This is a genomic window from Pseudomonas sp. BBP2017 (assembly GCF_003024385.1).
Classification (GTDB): domain Bacteria; phylum Pseudomonadota; class Gammaproteobacteria; order Pseudomonadales; family Pseudomonadaceae; genus Aquipseudomonas.
The window spans coordinates 1-18,771 of the sequence record NZ_PVZN01000032.1 but is presented as its reverse complement, the minus strand read 5'-3'; the positions used below and the strand labels follow the sequence as shown (position 1 = coordinate 18,771).

17 protein-coding genes are annotated in these 18,771 nt (G+C 60.9%); 3 read left to right on the top strand and 14 right to left on the bottom strand.

Annotated features, from left to right (window positions below; genetic code table 11):
- Positions 1 to 593 precede the first annotated feature (593 nt).
- The 6 genes from C6382_RS23470 to C6382_RS23445 are packed head-to-tail and all read right to left on the bottom strand — an operon-like array spanning position 594 to position 6,054.
- Positions 594 to 1,478 carry a ChaN family lipoprotein gene (locus C6382_RS23470; RefSeq protein ID WP_107026688.1) on the bottom strand — a complete coding sequence of 295 codons (885 nt, stop codon included), beginning with the start codon at positions 1,476 to 1,478 and terminating at the stop codon, positions 594 to 596.
- Between the two features lie 55 nt (positions 1,479 to 1,533).
- Complete coding sequence (locus C6382_RS23465; RefSeq protein WP_107026687.1) at positions 1,534 to 2,301, bottom strand: heme ABC transporter ATP-binding protein; 768 nt, start codon at positions 2,299 to 2,301, stop codon at positions 1,534 to 1,536.
- Positions 2,301 to 3,284 (bottom strand): iron ABC transporter permease, encoded by a 984-nt coding sequence (locus C6382_RS23460; RefSeq protein ID WP_178082831.1) that lies wholly within the window; start codon positions 3,282 to 3,284, stop codon positions 2,301 to 2,303. The genes C6382_RS23465 and C6382_RS23460 overlap by 1 nt, the downstream gene beginning before the upstream one ends.
- 50 nt (positions 3,285 to 3,334) lie before the next feature.
- Positions 3,335 to 4,222, bottom strand: a complete 888-nt coding sequence (locus tag C6382_RS23455; protein WP_107026685.1) for a hemin ABC transporter substrate-binding protein — start codon at positions 4,220 to 4,222, stop codon at positions 3,335 to 3,337.
- Positions 4,223 to 4,234: 12 nt separating this feature from the next.
- Positions 4,235 to 5,305: a hemin-degrading factor gene (locus C6382_RS23450; protein ID WP_107026690.1), complete on the bottom strand. Its 1,071-nt coding sequence runs from the start codon at positions 5,303 to 5,305 to the stop codon at positions 4,235 to 4,237.
- 17 nt (positions 5,306 to 5,322) lie between these two features.
- Entirely contained in the window at positions 5,323 to 6,054 is a 732-nt protein-coding gene (locus tag C6382_RS23445; RefSeq protein WP_107026684.1) for an energy transducer TonB, read from the bottom strand.
- Positions 6,055 to 6,266: 212 nt separating this feature from the next.
- Between C6382_RS23445 and C6382_RS23440 the strand changes: the two genes are divergently transcribed.
- Positions 6,267 to 8,495 carry a TonB-dependent hemoglobin/transferrin/lactoferrin family receptor gene (locus tag C6382_RS23440; RefSeq protein WP_107026683.1) on the top strand — a complete coding sequence of 743 codons (2,229 nt, stop codon included), beginning with the start codon at positions 6,267 to 6,269 and terminating at the stop codon, positions 8,493 to 8,495.
- 6 nt (positions 8,496 to 8,501) lie between these two features.
- On the opposite strand, the gene C6382_RS23435 is transcribed toward C6382_RS23440, so the two are convergent.
- From C6382_RS23435 to C6382_RS23420, 4 genes are all read right to left on the bottom strand, one after another.
- Positions 8,502 to 8,753: a hypothetical protein gene (locus C6382_RS23435; protein ID WP_178082830.1), complete on the bottom strand. Its 252-nt coding sequence runs from the start codon at positions 8,751 to 8,753 to the stop codon at positions 8,502 to 8,504.
- A gap of 139 nt (positions 8,754 to 8,892) precedes the next feature.
- Positions 8,893 to 9,324 (bottom strand): hypothetical protein, encoded by a 432-nt coding sequence (locus tag C6382_RS23430; protein WP_107026682.1) that lies wholly within the window; start codon positions 9,322 to 9,324, stop codon positions 8,893 to 8,895.
- Positions 9,325 to 9,692: 368 nt separating this feature from the next.
- On the bottom strand, positions 9,693 to 11,033 hold the full coding sequence (locus tag C6382_RS23425; RefSeq protein ID WP_107026681.1) for an ATP-binding protein: 1,341 nt from the start codon (positions 11,031 to 11,033) through the stop codon (positions 9,693 to 9,695).
- The gene (locus C6382_RS23420) at positions 11,030 to 11,740 is read right to left on the bottom strand and encodes a response regulator (protein WP_107026680.1); all 711 of its coding nucleotides are present in this window, start codon (positions 11,738 to 11,740) and stop codon (positions 11,030 to 11,032) included. The genes C6382_RS23425 and C6382_RS23420 overlap by 4 nt, the downstream gene beginning before the upstream one ends.
- Before the next feature lie 164 nt (positions 11,741 to 11,904).
- On the opposite strand from C6382_RS23420, the gene C6382_RS23415 reads away from it, so the two are divergent.
- Positions 11,905 to 12,228, top strand: coding sequence for a hypothetical protein (locus C6382_RS23415; protein WP_107026679.1), 324 nt, complete (start codon positions 11,905 to 11,907; stop codon positions 12,226 to 12,228).
- Positions 12,221 to 12,928, top strand: coding sequence for a DUF3313 domain-containing protein (locus C6382_RS23410; RefSeq protein ID WP_107026678.1), 708 nt, complete (start codon positions 12,221 to 12,223; stop codon positions 12,926 to 12,928). Before C6382_RS23415 ends, C6382_RS23410 begins: the two co-directional genes overlap by 8 nt.
- On the opposite strand, the gene C6382_RS23405 is transcribed toward C6382_RS23410, so the two are convergent.
- The 4 genes from C6382_RS23405 to C6382_RS24470 form a co-directional block, all read right to left on the bottom strand.
- The gene (locus tag C6382_RS23405) at positions 12,900 to 14,729 is read right to left on the bottom strand and encodes an SLC13 family permease (RefSeq protein ID WP_107026677.1); all 1,830 of its coding nucleotides are present in this window, start codon (positions 14,727 to 14,729) and stop codon (positions 12,900 to 12,902) included. The two genes, C6382_RS23410 and C6382_RS23405, sit on opposite strands and share 29 nt — an antisense overlap.
- A gap of 102 nt (positions 14,730 to 14,831) precedes the next feature.
- The gene (locus C6382_RS23400) at positions 14,832 to 15,830 is read right to left on the bottom strand and encodes a DUF6708 domain-containing protein (RefSeq protein ID WP_107026676.1); all 999 of its coding nucleotides are present in this window, start codon (positions 15,828 to 15,830) and stop codon (positions 14,832 to 14,834) included.
- Positions 15,830 to 18,331, bottom strand: coding sequence for a T6SS effector BTH_I2691 family protein (locus tag C6382_RS23395; RefSeq protein ID WP_107026675.1), 2,502 nt, complete (start codon positions 18,329 to 18,331; stop codon positions 15,830 to 15,832). Before C6382_RS23395 ends, C6382_RS23400 begins: the two co-directional genes overlap by 1 nt.
- On the bottom strand, positions 18,328 to 18,450 hold the full coding sequence (locus tag C6382_RS24470) for a hypothetical protein (protein WP_256589186.1): 123 nt from the start codon (positions 18,448 to 18,450) through the stop codon (positions 18,328 to 18,330). Before C6382_RS24470 ends, C6382_RS23395 begins: the two co-directional genes overlap by 4 nt.
- Positions 18,451 to 18,771 lie beyond the last annotated feature (321 nt).

Sequence of the window (18,771 nt, the reverse complement as noted above, 5' to 3'; positions counted from 1 at the left end):
TGGCAAGCGATAATGTGTCAACCATGTCCCCGTACATGTGTCAGCGATGTCTCCGGTCCATACACTTGGAAAAAGTAGGCAAAACCGCTCGCTCCTGCATCCGGCCCTACGCTGCGCTCCGGGTCCCTTCGCTCCGGCACCTTCCGGGGCCACGCGGCCTACGACTTGCTTCGCCAAGTCTACGGCTCGCGCTCTTCGGCTACGCCGAAGGTGCTACGCACTGGCCCCTACAGGCACCTCCACTCAGCCTCCTGAAGTCGCAGTCCGCGGCGCCTGAACTTGCGTGTATGAAGAGCAAGAGCAAGAGCGAGCCGTTACTGGTTTTACGCGGGCTTGCCCCGCGACGGCATCAGCCTGGCTCCGCCAGAATCAGATTTCGAAGATGCGCCAGTGCAGGCGCCGCCCGTAACTTTGCGACTTCAGGAGGCTTTGCCTACTTTCCCCAAGAGGAAAGTAGGCCGCCGTAAAGGCGGAAGGGGCCGGCAGCATCGCCACACAAAATGGATAAGCTCACAACCACATCATCCCAACCCAAGGATCATAGCCCCCAGGATTCCGCGAAGAACCTCAAAAAAGGAGTACAGGCATCCAAGTCAACGACGCAGTTTGGCGCAATGATCCTGAACCGGTTGTGCCGCCGTGTACCACACATAATCAGCACTTTCGGCAGTCACCGTCTTGCCCACCTCAGCCAGAATCAGCACCTGGTTACCTTCGCCCGCACCCAGATCGCTCAGGTGCAGCGGCACTCCCAGATCCTTGCGTACATGGAAGGCCCCGGCCAGCAACACGGCAGGCGTAGGTGCGGCCAGCAGGCTTTCGGCCATGCGCCGGTCGCGCTGCTGCTGCACAGCGAGCATCGCTGGCATCTGTGATTCGGGCAGCAAGCCGCAATGCGACTCGCGGATATCCTCGAGCAGCGTGGCTTGCACTTCAGGACGGGTGGACGCTGCACCTTCGAGCACTGGTCGCTGTTTGTAGATCTGCATGATCTGCGAGCGATTCAGGTTGGCCGAGAGCAGCGGATACGGCTGGCGCAGGGCATAGCTGACCAGCGCGCCGTACACGCCCCAGTCCCAGTTGGCCTGCCAGGCCAGGGCCTGGAACGCATCGCTCGGCGGTTGCCCGGCACGGGTCGCGGCCTGCGCTGCATCGACCTTGTCCTGCTGGTCCGGGTTGAGCATTTCCATCAGCAAGCTGCCTTGCGGCCGTTGGCCGGCCAGCTCGCGCAGCAGCCACAGTTGCAGGGCGTGGTGATCAGGATTGTCGTGTTGTTCGCCGACCAGCACCCGTGGCGCGGCGGCCAGGCGCTGAACCAGCTCTTGTGGGGTCAGGGTCCGGCCGCTGGCCAGTTCGCGGATCACCCCAAGTTCAGCGTGATCGCGTCCTTGTGGCGCGATCGGGGCCGGTGGTGGCAGTACGTCTCGGGTTTGGCAGGCCGCCAACAGGCTGACCAGGCAGAGCAACAGAAGGCGCATCGGGATTCCTTGCTAAAGAGTTACCCCTCGATCACGGCAGGATGAGGGGGCGGTTTCAGCGCGCGATGATCAACGGGTGGCCGCGTTCCGGGTGTTGGTGAATGAGCACTTGCAGCCCATACACTGCCGCCAGCGCATCGGCGGTCAGCACCTCTGACGGTGGGCCATAGGCGTGAGGCAGGCCGTCTTGCAGCAACAGCAGTTGATCGCAGTAGCGCGCCGCCAGATTGAGGTCGTGGAGGATCACCATCACCGCCGCGCCACGTTCGGCGAAGTCGCGCACTGCTTGCAAAATGGTGTGCTGGTGCAACGGGTCGAGCATCGATGTCGGTTCGTCGAGCAGCAGTGTCTGCCCCTCGGCGCCGGGCCAGAGCTGGGCCAGTACCCGGGCCAGGTGCACGCGTTGCCGCTCACCACCGGACAGCGCCAGGTAGCTGCGTTGCGCCAGGTGCAAGGCGTCAGCCGCCGCCAGCGCTTGGGTGACGATTTCGGCATCGCGCACGCGGCCGCTGGCGTGGGGCAGGCGCCCCATGCCGACCACCTCATTGACCGAAAAGGCGAAGTTCAGGCTTGAACTCTGCGGCAGCACCGCCAGGCGCTTGGCACGCTCCTGGCCGGGCCAGTCGGCAAGCTTGCGTTGATCAAGGCTGACATTGCCTTCGGTGAGCGGTAACTCACCGCACAGCGCTGCCAGCAGGGTGCTCTTGCCCGCGCCGTTAGGGCCGAGAACGGCGAGCACTTGCCCAGGCGGCAACTGAATGTCGATATTGGCCAGTACCGTGCGTTGGCCGCGGCGTACCAGCAGGTTGTCTGCTTCAAGCATCAGGTGCGCCCCCGTACCAGCAAGAAGAGGAAGAACGGCGCGCCAATCAGTGCCGTGACGATGCCGATCGGCAACTCGGCAGGTGTCAACAGCAGGCGTGCAATCAGATCGGCCAACAGCAACAGACCTGCGCCAGCCAGCAACGACGCGGGCAGCAGCACCCGGTGATCCGGGCCGACCAGCAAGCGCATCAGGTGCGGGACCACCAGGCCGATGAATCCGATCAACCCCGCTGCCGCAACCGCGGCACCGACGCCCAGCGCGGTACACAACACCAGCTCCAGTTTGATCCGTTCGACATCGAAGCCCAGGTGACGCGCCTCCGATTCACCCAACAGCAGCGCGTTGAGGGCAGCGGCGCGGCGCGGCAACCACAAGGCAACCGCCACGGCCACGATCAATAACGGCCACAAGCGTTGGTAACTGGCGCCGTTGAGGCTGCCCAGGTTCCAGAAGGTCAGGGTGCGCAGGGTGGCGTCATCGGCCAGGTAGGTGAACAGACCCACCCCGGCACCGGCCATGGCGGTCATCGCCACACCGGCCAGCAACATGGTGGCGACGTTGGTCTGGCCATTGCTGCGTCCGAAGCGGTAGACGATGGCCGTGACGATCAGGCCGCCGGCGAAGGCGCACACCGACAGCACATAAGGCTCGATGGCCGCCGGCAGTCCGCCGACCAGGCTGCCGCCGACGATGGCGATGGCCGCCCCCAGCGCTGCGCCGCCCGATACGCCGACCAGGCCCGGGTCGGCCAAGGGGTTGCGGAACAACCCCTGCATGGCTACCCCGGACAACGCCAGCACCGCGCCGACAGCAATGCCAAGCAGCGTGCGCGGCATGCGGATCTGACCGAGGATCAGGTCTGCCTGCTGTGTGGCGTCGCCCTCCAGCGGCAGGCCGATCAGACGTAACCCGGCCTTCAGTGTTTCGCCCAAGGGCAGGCTGACCGGCCCGAGGGCCAGCGACAACCAGACCACCAACACCAGCACCAGTCCCAGAGCGAGCAGCATCGGCCGCGGTCGGACAATTGCCGTCATTGGCCAGCCTCGGCGCTCAGCGTCTTGGCGTGCGGGTAGAAGGCTGCGGTCAGCGTCGCCAGGGCATCCGGCACCCGCGGACCAAGGCCACCCACCAGCAGGGTCGGGTCGATCACCAGCACACGACCGTCACGACCGGCCTGGGTTTGCGCCAGTACCGGGTTCTGCTCAAGCAGCGCGGTACGTGCTGCGTCGCCTTGCAGACGACTACCGGCCAGGAGAATGACTTGCGGATCGAGGGCCAGCATGGCTTCGCTGGACACTGGCTTGTAGCCAGTGTGTCCGCCCAGGCTTTGGCCACCGGCTTGCTCGATCATCCAGGCCGCCAGGGTGTCCTTGCCAGCCACCTGCAGGTTGCCCCCGGAATGGCTGAGCAACAGCAATACCCGTGTCGCCGGGTGCTGCTGACGGACCTGCTTGACCACGGCGGCCTGCTGTTGCAGACGCTGCTGGTAGTTGCTCAGCAGGGCCTGTGCCTGGGTCTGCTGGCCCAGCAATAGGCCCAGCGTTGTCAGGTTTTGTTGCAAGGCGGGCACATCGGCCTTGGCCGAGAGCAGCTCGATGCGTACACCCGACGCCTTGAGTTGTTCCAGAACAGGCGGCGGTCCCATCTCACTACTGCCGACCAGAATGTCCGGACGCAGGGCCAGAATGCCCTCGGCCGCCAGCGCGCGCTGGTAACCGATGCCGGGCAGGCTGTGCAACGAGCGCGGGTACTGGCTGGTGCTGTCGACACCGACCAGCTTGCTTTCGCCGCCCAGCGCTACAACCCATTCGCTGAACGCACCGCCAGCGCTTACCCAGCGCTGGGGCAGGGCATCGCTGGCACTGGCCAGCTGGCTGAACAGCAAACCAGCGCAGGCCAGGAGGATTTTCTTGCGCATCTAGGTGCTTCCTTAGACGGTCATCGGAGTCGCGGATTCTGCCAGAGTACGCCAGTCGTCACGCTCCGGCACACCTGGTTTGCGCACACCGAACAGCTGGATGACCAGTTCGCCGTTGGCGTCGAAGCCCTCGTAGCTGGTGACGATGCCGTCGACACTTGGCTTGCGCACCCGCCACAGTTCGGTGATGCCGGTGGTTTTCAGGTGCAGGTTGAACGCAGGGTCGAGGACGTTGAACCAGGTGTCCATCCAGCGCAGGTTGCTGACCGGGCCCGAGTGGATCTGGATGCAGTGCTGGTTACCGACGAACACCATGATCGGTACTTCGCGCTTGCCGGCTTCTTCAATCAGGTTGGTCAGCTCGACGGTGGCCAGCGGCTCGGCCCATTGATGACCGGCCAGGCGCAAAGCCTGAGTGCGCACTACATCATTGCGCTTGAGCAGGGCGAAGAAGTCGTGGGTGTCCTGCAGGGCGGACCACTCAGTGCGCAGCTTGTCGGCATCGACTTCGCTGTCCGCACGCGGGGCTTTGGCGGCTGGCAGCGGTTGCAGGTCCAGCTCGACGCTCTGTTCTTCGGCACGGAAACGTTCAACCAAAGGCGCCCAGGCGGCTTCTTCGCTGGTGGCGGTGAGGAACACCTTGTGTACGGCGGTGCCCTGGCGGTCGAAAATCTGGATGCTGCGCTGCGGTCCGCGTGCAGTGTTTTCGTCGACGGCAAACACACTGGCCCAGCCGCTGAGGAACAGGCGCAGGTCGATGTCCGGTGACAGCACCATGCCCATCTGGCCGCTGCCCATGATGGTTACCTCGTGATACACGCCTTTGCGCTCATGCACGCAGTGTTCGTTGCGGGTCAGCGCCATGATGTAACCCAGCTCGCCCAGTGCAGGCAGCAGTGTCTTCCACTCCGGGCGCAGACGCACGGTATCGACGCCCAGGCGGCTGGCGGTCAGTTCGGCTTCGCTGATGCCGAGCTTGGCGGCGGCATCGCGGGCGCGCAGGCCCGATTGCTCGGTGCGCAGTTGTTGCCACTGCTGGTAAAGCTCAGGTCCGGCAGCCAGGGCGAGGGTTGGGGCGGTCATGGTGAACTCCTTCAGGGTCATCGGTTCGCCGTAAGGGCGAATTCTATTGGTATTTCCACACGGCTGGGCACGGCCCGGCCATCGACTATTTCGGGACGAAAGCGCCACTGGGTCACGGCTTCGAGGGCGGCCTGATCAAGGCTTGTCACCCCTGACGAGCGCACCAGCGTGAGTTTGAGTTGCTTGCCGTGCTCATCCAGGCACACCTCGACGCGGACGATCCCTTGCTGGTTGCGGCGACGGGCCTGCGACGGGTAGCGAGGTGGCGGCGGAGGGCTGACAAAACTGGGGCGCAGGCTGACCACTGGCGAGATCGGCGGCGTAGCAGGGGCGGGCGTGCTGGGGCTGTTTACCGGTGGCGATACCGGTTTGCTGGTGGTTTGGCGCGATGCTGCCGACGCAACGGCGGTCTGGCTGGTGCGTGGCTCGGGGCGTGGCGCGGGCGCTGATTTGACGATTGCAGGCTGGCTTTTTACCGGCAGCGGCTTGGCGGCTGGGGGCACCGGCTTCGGCAGCACTGGCGCTTTCAGCGGCGCCGGCGCTGGCGCTGCGGCTTGAGGTGGTGGTGCTTGCGGGCGAGCAGGCTGTGCAGGTGCGGGCTCGAGGGCTTGCGCCAGGCTGACCAGTTGAATGGCCATCGGCGCTTGCCACGCCAGGGGCTCGGGCGTTGCCCGTAGCGAGTGCAATAGCCAGCCCGCGCTGACATGCAGCGCAACCGACAGCACCAGGTAGCCCCAAGGGTGTTTCATGCATATCTAGTTCTTATTGAATATTAATGCATATGGCAATAATTTGCATTCGTAAGTCAAGCTGGTTATCGTCGCCCTCGCTGCCATTGAGAAGCATTTACAGTAAAGGCCCTTCACAGAAAGGGGCATTGCTGAGCCCAAAACAAAATCCAACACATCCCCGCCAGCCCCGACGGTTAACGCACGGGGCTGGCCATCAGGAGTCAAGTTAGATGTCGATCCGCCCGCCATTTCCCCAGCGTTCCTGGCTTGCCTTGCTGCTGCTCTCGCCATCGCTGGCCCTGGCTGCCGAGCCCGTTACCCAGTTCGATACCGTCAGCGTGACCGCGACGCGTACCGAGCAAACCCTGCTGCAGGTGCCCAGCACGGTGTCGGTGCACAACGAACGTGAAATCGATCAGCACAACGACAAGAACCTCAAGGATCTGGTGCGCTACGAGCCGGGTGTTTCGGTCAGTGGTACCGGCAATCGCTTTGGTCTGTCGGGTGCCAACATCCGCGGCATCGACGGCAACCGCGTGCTGACCCAGGTGGATGGCGTGCGGGTTCCGCAAAGCAACTTCTTCAGCCCGTTCCAGGACGTGCGCAGCAACTACGTCGACCTCGACACCATCAAACAGGTGGAAATCCTCCGCGGCCCGGCGTCTTCGCTGTACGGCAGCGATGCGATCGGCGGCGCGGTCAGCTTCCTGACCAAGGATGCCGCCGACTACCTCGAAGAGGGCGACGACACTTACGCGCGATTCAAGACTGGCTACGACGGCAGCGATGACAGCTGGCAGCGCAGCGCTACCTTCGCCGGGCGCACCGGTACGGTTGACGGTTTGTTGCACCTGGGCCGTCGTGACGGTCAGTCCACCGATACCTGGGGTGGCAACGGTGGCGTCGGCAGCTCGCGAGAAGAGGCCAACCCGCTCGACTACACCACCGAGAACCTGTTGGCGAAGCTGGGTTGGGACTATGCCGACGGCGATCGTCTGCAATTCACCTACGAGCGCTATCAGGACGACGCCAACAGCAACCTGCTGAGCGACATCACTTCACGGGCCACCCTCACCAGCCCGGCCATCCTCGGTTCGCAATCGAAGGACAGCATTGACCGTGACCGCTACAGCCTCGAGCACACCCTGAGCCTCGACAGCCTGCTGGCCGACCAGCTGAAATGGCAGCTCAACTACCAGGAAAGCAGCAACAAGCAGAAAACCCTGCAACAGCGCCAGACCGTCTCGCGGGTCAATCGCGTGCGTACGCGTGATTCGCAGTACGACGAGCGTCTGTGGAGCCTGAACACCCAGGCGGACAAGCAGTTTGCCGTCGGCGACAGCCGTCATCACATGATCTACGGTGCCGAGCTCAAACGCATCGAGGCCAGCAACCTGCGTACCGGCAAGGAGGTTCGCCTCGACACCGGCGCCACCGTGCCGGCCACTGAAAACTTCCCGGTCAGCGACTTCCCGGATCCGACTAGCGAGTCCTTGGGCCTGTTCGTTCAGGACAATATCGAGATCGGCCGCTGGACCCTGCTGCCAGGCCTGCGTTACGACTACTACCGTCAGACCCCGCACGTCACCGACGAATTCCTCAACGGGCTGCCGGCAGAAACCGATCCGTCGCGCATCACCGACGACCACATCTCGCCAAAATTCGCCGTCACCTATCAGCTGACCGAGCATGAAAGCGTGTACGGGCAATATGCCGCCGGCTTCCGCGCGCCGAGCCCGGTGAACATGTACGGTGAGTTCAGCAACCCGCAGTTCGGTTACCAGCAGATCGGCAACCCGGACCTGAAGCCGGAAACCAGCGACAGCTATGAATTCGGTCTGCGCGGTCGCTATGACCTGGGCAGTTTCGGTATTGCGCTGTTCTACAACAAGTACAAGGACTTCATTGCCACCGATACCGTGCCGGACCCTAACGGTACCGGCCTGCTGACCTTCCAGCCCCGTAACCTGGGCAAGGTCACCATCCGTGGCGCCGAAGCCAAAGGTGACATCAAGCTCGACGCCTTCATGCCTGCCGGTACCCGTGCGCTGGGTTCGATTGCCTATGCCCGTGGCAAGGATGAAGAAACCGGTCAGGCACTCAATAGCGTTGATCCGCTCAAGGCGGTCATTGGCCTGGGTTACGATGCCCCGAGTGGTATTTATGGCGGGCAGCTGACCTGGACCCTGGTGCAAGCCAAGGACCGCGTCGACCATACCGGCGATGCCGATTTGCTGATCGACCGTCAGTTCGAGACCCCGGGCTATGGCGTTCTCGACCTCAACGCCTGGTGGCAGGTCACCGAGCAAGTGTCGATCAACGGCGGCCTGTTCAACGTCACCGACAAGAAGTACTGGAACTGGGGCGACGTTCAGGGCCGTGATGAAGATGCCGCTGGCCTGGGCCGTTTGACCCAGCCAGGGCGTTATGCAGCGGTCAACGTGATCTGGGAAATCTGATAACGATCAATCGTCATCGTCGTCATCATCATCCCGGTCGCGACGGCGGTCGTTGTCGTAGTAACGATAACGGTCGTCGTCGCGATAGCGTTTGTTGTACTTGCGATGGTCGCGGTCATCGCGGTCGTCGTCCCAATCGCGGGAGTAGCGATGGTCGCGGTCCCAGCGATGATCGTCGCGGTCGTAGTCGTGGTAGTAGCAACCGGCGGTGGCCAGTACCGTGGTGATCACGGCGAAGCGGGTCAGATGTTTCAGCACTGTGGTTCCTTGATCCGCACAGCGGTAGGGAGGGTACAGGCTCAGACCAGCCGTTCGGGGTTTTGTTTCAAAACGTCATAAACGGCCGTGGGATGTACAGCTAAAAATAGCCCGCCGGTATGGGCGGGCAAAGAGCTAGTCAATAGCTGTTAAATTGGAAGTACCCATTTTCAAATTCGTACCCCCTTAGGTTTTTTGCCGAAAATTTGACCGTGAATTTCTCGTCGCGAGCAAAGGTAACTGTCCCGTTATAATCACTCATCATGGTCGAGTCCAGAACAGTCGCCAGCACCACGCCTTCCTTGCCTGCTAGACCTTCATCGAAGGTGATAATGTCATATGTACGGTCAGCGTATGTCTCGGGGATGTTGACAACTACCCAGTTCGAACCGCGAATAATTTGGCCAACAATTTGAATGTGTCCTTCATTAAATTCGTAGTCAATCCATGTGTCATGCCCGGTGAATTCCTCAAACTTTTCATTTGGGCGCCTCCACTTGCATTGAAAAATCTGTTCGGCCTGTGTGTTCCCGCGATTAGGCTTGAGGCCATAAACTTCTAATTTGTCCATGACTATTCCCTCAGTAAGATTCAAATCAGTTAGTGGATCGCAAAAACCTTGCATGCCGAGGGTAGGGCCTGGCCGGTATGGCCACAACTAGCAAAAATATCAGGTACCGCTTCCGACGAGCGTGCGAAAAATATTACAGCGATAGTTTCGCTGGCTTGCTCTATGCGTTAGTTACGGCACCTCTTCTCACGTAGCGCCTAGCTATTTAGTCCCGGGAATCATGGTGCATTGTTAAATTCTCACCAGGAGGATTCACTAACACCAAGCAAAAAAAAGGCTCACACGAGGTGAGCCAAAGTCGACGTTCTGAAGGGAAGAAACCCTAATGTAGAGGTCTGCCGTTAAGTGGGCGTTAACGGCTGTTGCGGTCAGTCATTGACCCGCGGTAACACGATTCTGGCCAGCAACCCGCCGTCAGGCGCATTGCGCAAGGTCAACTCACCGCCTTGTTCACGAATCGCCGTACGCGCCGACGGCAAGCCCAGACCGACGCCACCGGTGTCGCGATTTCGCGAGCTTTCCAGGCGAAAGAACGGCACAAACACGTCCTCCAGCGCCGCCTCCGGAATGCCCGGCCCCTGATCCCGGACCTCAATGAACAAGCTGTGGGCGTTGCTACTCAGGCGAACTGAGGGCGACTGCGCATACTTGACGGCATTGTCTATCAGGTTTGTTACTGCGCGTTTCAAACCCAACGGCCTACCGAGGTACACCAGATTTGCCGGACCATCGAAATCCACGGCAATCTGCTGATCGCGGTAATCGTCCAGCAGGGTTTGCAGCAGCTCGGCCAGGTCGAAGGGGGTGGTGGTTTCCAGGTGAGTTTCGTCGCGAAAGAAGCCAAGCGCAGCATTGATCATGCTCTGCATTTCATCCACGTCACGGAACAGCTTGCGCTGTTGCTCGGCATCTTCGATGAACTCGCCACGCAGGCGCATACGCGTCAGCGGCGCACGCAGGTCATGGGATATGGCGGCCAGCATCTGCGTTCGCTCAGCGATGAAGTGCTGGATCTGTGCCTGCATGGTATTGAAGGCCGTGATTGCCTGACGTAGCTCATGGGGCCCTTCCAGGCGGATCGGCGGGGCGCGCAGGTCGCTGCCAAAACGTCGGGCGGCACGGGCAAAACGCTGCAGTGGACCGGCCAATTGGCGGGTGCCGATCCAGGCCACCAGCAACGCGGCGATCAGCGCCAGGATGCCGATAATGATAAAGCGCATGCCTGAACTCAGGCCCCAACTGCGGTAAGGCGGGGTGAAGTCGAGCCAGCTGCCATCGGCCAGTTGCATGACCAGTTTGTAGTGCGCCTCGGGGCTGTCGTTGGGCCAATCGGCAGGTTGGAAACCTTCCAGGCGGCGAGGTTGAATGGCCAGCAGTTGACGGAACTCCGGCACTTGCTGCGGGTCGATCAGCGTGCCGGGGCCGGGCAGGGGGAGAGTCTCGCGCTGTGTGCTCCAGTGCACTTGCAACGTCGGATTGCTCGCCGCACGTGCCAGTGACTCGCGCTGATCTCGCGGCGCAGCTTCAATAATCCGCGTGGTGACGGCGATTTGTTCGAGCAGGCCGGTCTGGCTCAGGGGCGGTCGCGCCCAGACCCCGGCCAACTGCACGAACAGGATGTTCAGCGCCACCGAGATCAGCATGGCGGCAATGATGGTTAGCGCGATGCGCCGACTGATGCCGTCGTGGTGCAGGCCCAGGCGGATCATGTGCGGCTGACCTTGGCGTCAAACAGATAGCCGCCGTTGCGCACGGTGCGGATCAGCGCCGGGCGCTTGCTGTCCGGTTCTATCTTGCGGCGCAGGCGGCTGACCTGCACATCGATGCTGCGGTCGTAGGCCTCATGGCCCTGGCCGCGGGCCAGATCAATCAACTGTTCGCGGGTGAGGATGCGCTGCGGGTGTTCGAGAAACACCAGGAGCAAGTCGAACTCACCGGCCGACAACGGCACCATCACCCCTTGCGGGGTGCGCAGTTCACGGCGGGTCACATCGAGCTGCCAGTCGTCGAAACGGATCAGCGGCCGGGTGTCCTCACCGAGACTGCGCAGCTGCTCGCCAGCGCGGCGCTGTACGGCACGCAAGCGGGCCAGCAGTTCGCGGGCGTCGAAGGGCTTGCCCACGTAATCATCAGCGCCCAGTTCCAGGCCGACGATGCGGTCGCTCAACTCGTCCATGGCGGTGAGCATGATGATCGGGATGCCAGTGCTGCTGCGCAGTTTCTGGCACAGGTTCAGGCCGCTTTCGCCGGGCAGCATCAGATCGAGGATGATGGTGTCCGGGCGTTGCTGTTCGATAGCCGCCCACATCGCTGTGCCATTGGCGGCCAAGTCGACTTCGTAGCCATGCATGACAAAAAATTTCTTCAGCAGGGTACAAATTTCCACATCGTCATCGACGATCAGCAGTCTGCTCACGATCAGGTCCAGTGGGGCGTTAAAAGTGCGTATCTAAAACTATTCTGCTGCGTCGGTCACATATTTCAATCATGCAATAAAGCTGCGGCCGCGACACAAAGCGGACATCAGCCAGCAAAGGCCCTGGGCGATCCTGTCGGCAGTCCAAATCAAGGGTATCTTCCATGCCGGCACAACCTCCAATCGACGGCCTTGACTGCAGCCAATCCCTGACCCTCGACCTGCGCACTCAGGACCTGTGGCGCAATGCGCTGCTCAGCTACCAGGACTCGCGCCTGGGCCTTTGCCGTGAAGGTACGCAGATGATTCTGAGTCATTACTTCGAACGCTATAGCCCCAATAGCAGTCAATGGATGGAGTACAGCTACAAAGTGCCGCTGGCCGAACTGGTGCACTGGATCATGGCCAATGGTCAGTTGCACGTCGAGCGCTCCGGCACTGCCCCCAGGGCCATCAGCCACCAGGCCGGGAACACTCGCCATGCGTAAACATATTTTCGCCCCGGTACTGTGTTTGTCGTTGTTGATGGTTGGCTGCAGCCAGAACAGGGTGTCGCCCAAGGAGTATTCCGGCTTTCTGCGCAACTATGAGCAGTTGAGCGAGCACAAGACCGCATCGGGTGAATCGGTGCTGCGTTGGGTCAGCCCCAAACTGCGCATGGAACGCTACAGCCAGGTGTATATCGCACCCAGCCGGTTCTACCCGCAGCCCAAGCCCAGCACGCGGGTCCCCGAGTCGACCTTGAACGCAGTGAGCACATACTACGATGTGGCGCTCAAGCGTGAGCTGGGCAAAGTGCTGACGCTGGTCGAGCAGCCAGGGCCAAACACTTTGATTATCCGTCCGGCAATCACCTCGGTCGACGCTCATACCCAGTCACTGCACTACTATGAGTACCTGCCTGTGACCCTGGTGGCCGCAGGGGTCAGTAGCGCCGTCGGCATCCGTGACCTGGACAGTGTGATTGCCACTGAAGCGGCCTTCCTCGATGGCGGCAGTCGCACCGTGGTCGCCGAGGTCGTGCGCAAGGGCACAGGCCTGCCGCTGGAGAACGACGATCAGGTGATGACCGCCGAAAATCTCAAGCGGGTACTCGATGGCTGGGCGCAGGATTGGCGCAACGCCGCTGTAGCCCTCAAGCAGCAAAACGCCGCAGCGTTCACAGGGCAAAAATCCACGGCACCATGAACACGCTGACCACCATCACCAGCAAGGTAAAGGGCACGCCGATTCTGACGAAATCGGCAAAGCGGTACTGACCGGGGCCAAGCACCAGGGTGTTCACGGGTGACGAAACCGGTGTCATGAATGCCGCAGAAGCCGCCAGGGCGACGATCATGGCGAAGGGGTAGGGCGAGGCGCCCAGCTGTTCAGCGGTACTGATCGCCACCGGGGCCATCAGTACCGCTGTGGCGGTGTTGGAAATGAACAGACCGATGATCGCGGTAATGGCGAACAGGCAAGCGAGGATCAGGTAAGGTCCGGCCTCGCCGAGCAACTGCACCAGCACATTCACCGCCATGGCGATCCCGCCGGTCTTCTGCAGCGCCAAGGCAAACGGCAGCATGCCGACGATCAACACCAGACTCTGCCAATGGATCGCGCGATAGGCGCTGTTCATGTCGATACAGCGTCCGGCGCCCATCAGCAGACAGGCGATCAGCGCAGCGATGACGTTGGGCACCACGCCGCTGATCATCAGGCCGACCATCACCGCCAGGCTGATCAGGGCGTAGGGCGCCTGGTTCAGGGCTGGGGCGACATTGTCGACTTCCGCCGGCAGGCTCAACACCAGAAAGTCCTTGGGCTGCGCTTGCAACTGGCGCACCGACTTCCACGGGCCGATCACCAACAGGGTGTCGCCAAGCTTGAGTTTTTCTTCCACCAGCTGTTCTTCAATCGCATTCTGGCCACGTCGCAGGCCGACCACGTTAAGGTCCCAGCGGCTGCGAAAGTTCAGCTCCAGCACGCTTTTGCCGATCAGTTGCGAGCCAGGCACCACCGCCACTTCGGCCATGCCCACGGCGTGGGACTGATCGATGAAGTAGGCGGCCTTGAAGTGCAGAGGTTCGAGTTTCATGCTCTGGCACAGGCTGCGCAGATCATCACGCGGGGCGAACAGATCGAGCAACAGCACATCACCCTCATGCACCGTGGTGCTGGAGTCAGGGCTGATGACCCGGGTGGTGAACTTGTGCTGACGTTCGATGCCGACCACGTTGGCGCCATGCACGGTGCGCAACTTCAACTCGCTGAGGCTGTGACCGATCAAGGGCGAGCCCGGGCGCACCCGCAGGCGTCGCTCACGACCGGCGAGTTTGTAGTCGATGATCAGGTCGAGCAGGGTGCGACGGGTTTGCGGGCTGCCGTCCTTGCGCACTTCACCGCTGAGCCAGTGACGGGTCAGCAGCATGTAGCCGACGCCGAGTGCAAGAATCACCAGGCCAAACGGGGTAAAGCTGAAAAAGCTGAAACCGCTTTCGCCGTGGCGCACCAGCTCACTGTGCACCACCACGTTGGGCGGTGTGGCGACCAGGCTGAGCATGCCGCTGATCAACCCGGCAAAACTCAGCGGCATCATCAAACGGCTGGGCGATACCTTCATGCGTGCAGCAATACTCAGCACCACTGGAATGAAGATGGCCACCACCCCGGTTGAACTCATCACCGAACCCAACCCGGCCACACAGACCATCAACAGCACCAGCAAACGCACTTCGCTGTTGCCGGCGCGATCAGCCATCCACTCGCCGATGCGGTAGGCAATGCCGGTGCGCACCAGTCCTTCGCCGACCACGAACAATGCGGCGATCAGCACCACGTTGGGGTCGCTGAAGCCGGCCAGGGCTTCCTGGACGCTGAGGATACCGGTCAGTGGTAACGCCACGATCACCAGCAGGGCGACCACATCCATACGTGGCTTGTTGGCAATGAACAAGACCACGCTGGTAAACAGCAGGCCAAGCACCCAGAGCAATTCGTGGTTCATGCAATCTTCCTGATAGGTGAGGGCTGGAAGTTTGGCAGAGAATTGTGTGGGGTTTGTTGATATGTGGCGGTCTGGACAGTTCAGCGCCTGGGAGAAGGCCGCTCAAGGAGGCGGAATCCCGGCCTCTTCGATGACGCGAGGAAACTTCGGCTCATAACAGAGCAGCAGGGAAATCCAATGCCCGATGGCGTGAATCGTGATCAACGGCAGCAGCAAGCTGTAGACCAGCACGAAGATCCATAGCTGCGGTGTTTTGAAAAAGCGACTGTCCAACTGCCAAACAGCCATGAATGAGCGCCAGGGCCAGGGGAATTTGCCGATCAGCTTTTTGGGTTTGGGGGCAGCTTCGGGGCCTTCTTCCATGTAGCGCCGGATGTACTCCCAGAACGCCAGCAGCTCCGAGCCATTGCGGGTTGGTTTGCCTACCATGGTGATCTCGAAATCGTCCTTGAGATTACCATCAGCGTCGCGGACGGAGTTCGTTTCTTTGTCCCAGCCCAGCATGACGAAACCGCCGACGCCGTCCAGTTCGGACATGTTGGGGTCGATGCACACCTCGGCGGTGTCCCAGTCCAGCGCGACGACACCGCCCAAGTGTTTGGGGCGCAGCAAGTAGACCTTGCGGGTGATACGGTTGAAGCGGACGATCAGGCGTCGGGCGGTGAAGGCTTCAAGTTGTAGGTAGGGTAAGACGTACTTTATGTAAAAAAAAGACGTGGCAATTGAAGTGGCAGGCATTATCCATATATAAAGGTACTCATATATTTTTAAAGGAGGTCGGTCCTTGGTGAATAATCCGATATAGTCTCCGCCGGTGTAATAGAGCGTTCCGATAAGCATCCACGCGATTAATATGCCTGCGCTTCCTGCTAGCAGTGTGATTATTCCTCTTTTTTCATCATTGGGTGTGCGCACATCAATGTAGATTGTGCTGTATGAGTATAGCGACATGTTGTCAGTTGTTTTTTCTGAGGCTTTTCTGGTTGTACGGATGGGAGGGAGTTTTTCACCGTTTTTTTTCTGTTTCTCAGCTTCTCTTGATAGCTTGGCGTAGTCTGCAGTTGCGCGCCCGTCGAAAAGCAGCCATTCAAAAAAATACATCAGAGGGTCGCCTTGATCGCTTTGTGAAGGTTTTTTAGTTCTTGCTCTTCCGATTGTGGTGTTCCATTACTTCTCTCTTTGCGGAAGGTACTGTGGCGTAGGTAATGTTGAAGGTCGTCTGGAAGAAGTAGTTCCAGTGTCAGTGTGGCGGCGAATATAAATATATTTATCCTTATGCACCAGCGAAGCATGAAGGCCATTCGTAGCGACAGTTTTGATGAAGCTTCGTATGAAAAAACCAGGAACTGATTTCGACCATGTAATTGAATGAGTCTTTCCAAGAAAGGACCTGCGCTTGCCAGTCCAATAGCGGCTGAGAAAAATGCACTTCCCGTTTGAGCCGCAGCACGTAGAATATAGAAGCTTGCAAGTGATCTACTTCCTTCCTGACCTGCAGTGAATCCATCACGTAAGTCAAAAGCCATTCCGACCACGCTGGCCCCCGCCGCCAACACCCCGGCCATCAACTTCATCTGACTGCCCATCAACCGCCCAGCCTGACTCACCGCCCGGTTACGACTGCCTTCCGCCAGACCAACCGCCACCGCCCCCAGCTCCAACCCGGCGGCCGACACCGCCACCATCGCCGCCGTCAGCTCGATGTATTCGCGGCTGCCCTTGTCGGCTTTTTCCGCCTTGAGCTTCAGGTTCCACAGTTCCAGAAGCGCCAGGGTGGTGCCTACCCGTACTTCCAGCCGGCCCCCGGCAGCACCCGGCGTCAGCGCATCGCTGAAGCTCTTGTTGACTGCCTTGGCGACCTTGTTTCTAGCCCCCGCACTCAATGGCGCGTTGCGCTTCTCAAACTGGAAATCTTCCCCCAGCTTGCCCAGCCGCGCCTTGTACACCAGGGCCAGGCTCTTGTTCATCGGCCCATCCAGCAGTGAGGCCGGGCGGCTTTGCAGCAGGCGGGTGCCGAAGGTATTGAGCAGCAGCACGGCACCGCTCAGGCGAATAGAGGTGGGTGGGTCATTGATGTCGACCACGCTGACCAGGGCGTGGGCTTTGTCGTAAACGGCCGTCAGGGGTGTGATCAGCTGCTGTAGCTGAGGCTCATCCAGGCCCGGCAAGTCAGAGCGCTGAGCCAACAGCAGGTTGATCTGCTCAAGGGCACTGCTTTGATTCTGTGCCAGGCCGCGCCAGAACCAGTTGTGCGCGCTGATGCTGTCGCTGTCGCTCCACAGGGCAATTTGCGCATCGCCCAGCGCGGTACTGTTCATGCCTGTCACCGCCACCCCCAGCTGCGCTTCGAACAGCAAGCCGTTGGCGCTGTCGGCTCGGTCATAACAGGCAAACGCCTCGAGCAGCACCGGGCTGTTGAGCCAGAGCAAGTGGTCGGCGGCGCGTTGGTCCTTGATCGCGTCGGCCTGTTGCGCTGCGGCGTCAAACTCGGCCATGAAGGCGTCGAGGCGGGCCTGGTCAACGGAGGAGGCGTACTTGTTATTCCAGCTGTCTTGACGCGCTTGCTCGATTTCCGCCTGCTGCCGGTGCTGTTGCTCGGCCGGGTTGCGAAAGCTTCGATAGCTACCCGCCGAGGCCACCGCCATATGGGCATTACCGCTGGCATACTCGCGGTCGGTGTAGCGCACGCCGAGGGCGTTGGCATGCTCGGTGTAACGCTGTTCGGCCTGTTCGGCGAGGGTGACCCTGAGGTTTTCAAGGGCAAAGGCAATCGTGTGCTTGCGCTGGTTGCTGATGCCTTCACGGTCGATCTGCTGCATGAAGGTGTCCAGCTGTTCAACGCTCTGATTGCGCCAGGCATTGAGCTCCTGGGTGATGCCAATCGGATCGTCGAGCACCACGCCAAAGCCTTGGGCATCCCGGCTGCTGGCGGCAAGCCTGGAAGCCACTCCGGACAGCGGCGAGAAGCCTGCGGGTGGCGGAAACAGCTGCTCGGTCAGAGCGGCCAGCAGAGGCCTGGAACTCTGGGCCTTGAGGTCGGCGACGCGCTCGTCGAGCACGGAAACGTCGAGGACGTGCTCGGAAAACAGGCAGGTCTGGATCAGCTGGCGGATATCCAGCTTGCGCAGGGTGTCGCGCAGGCGTGGGTCGTCGCGGATCTCGGCGAGCATGCGCGGGGTCAGCAGATCGGGGGTGAACAGCAGGCGGGCTTCAAGGACGTCTTCGGGGTCGGCAATGCGGATAACCAGGTCGCCAAAGTCCGGGACGCTGCCGTAGGTCGGCCGTTCCGCAGGCGCCGGCCACAACGCTTTGCACAGGCCGCTGCTGTAGGTCTGATAGGCGCCTTCACAGGTCCAGTCCTGTTGCAGGCGTTGGGTGAAGACATACAGGTAACCGGCGCGTATCGCGCGTACGGCGTACTGGGCCGAGGACAAGGCGAGGTCTGCTGGCAGGTGCGCTGGCGGCGCCGGGGCCCCTTGGGCGTTGCCGATCACCGCATAGCGCAGGGGCAGGATGGCGACCGAGCGCTTGCAGGTGACAAACGCGCTGCGGGGTTCGGTGCTGTAGGTTTTTTCCGCGATCTCGGTTAGCCAGTCCTTCATGGGCGCTTTCCTCCCACGTTGAAGAGGCCGATCAGGCGACGCTCGCTACTGACGGTGCGGTGCAACGCAGAGCAATTGAGGTGTTCGAAGCGGTAGCGCTGAGCACTTTGGCGGGTCATGGGCAGACTCCTTGTCAGGGCCAGGCAATGGCGGCTGGCACAAGGCATCAACCCTAGAGGCAGTACTCGAGTAAGTCTTCCCTGACAGATCCCAAACTTGCGTAGGAGATTTCTCTACAGGCTTTTCGCGCCTGCTTTGTTCCTCGATATGGCAGGTTCAGTCAGTACATTGGGTGTCGGCTGATTTGCGGTCAATCGCGGGGCAAGCCCGCTTGTGTCTATGGCCGGAAGTAAACTCTAGGGTGAGAGAGGTGGATGGCAAGCTGTGAGTCCGCGGTGCTTAAAGCACGAGTGGGAGCAAAGCTGCCATCCACCTTTCCA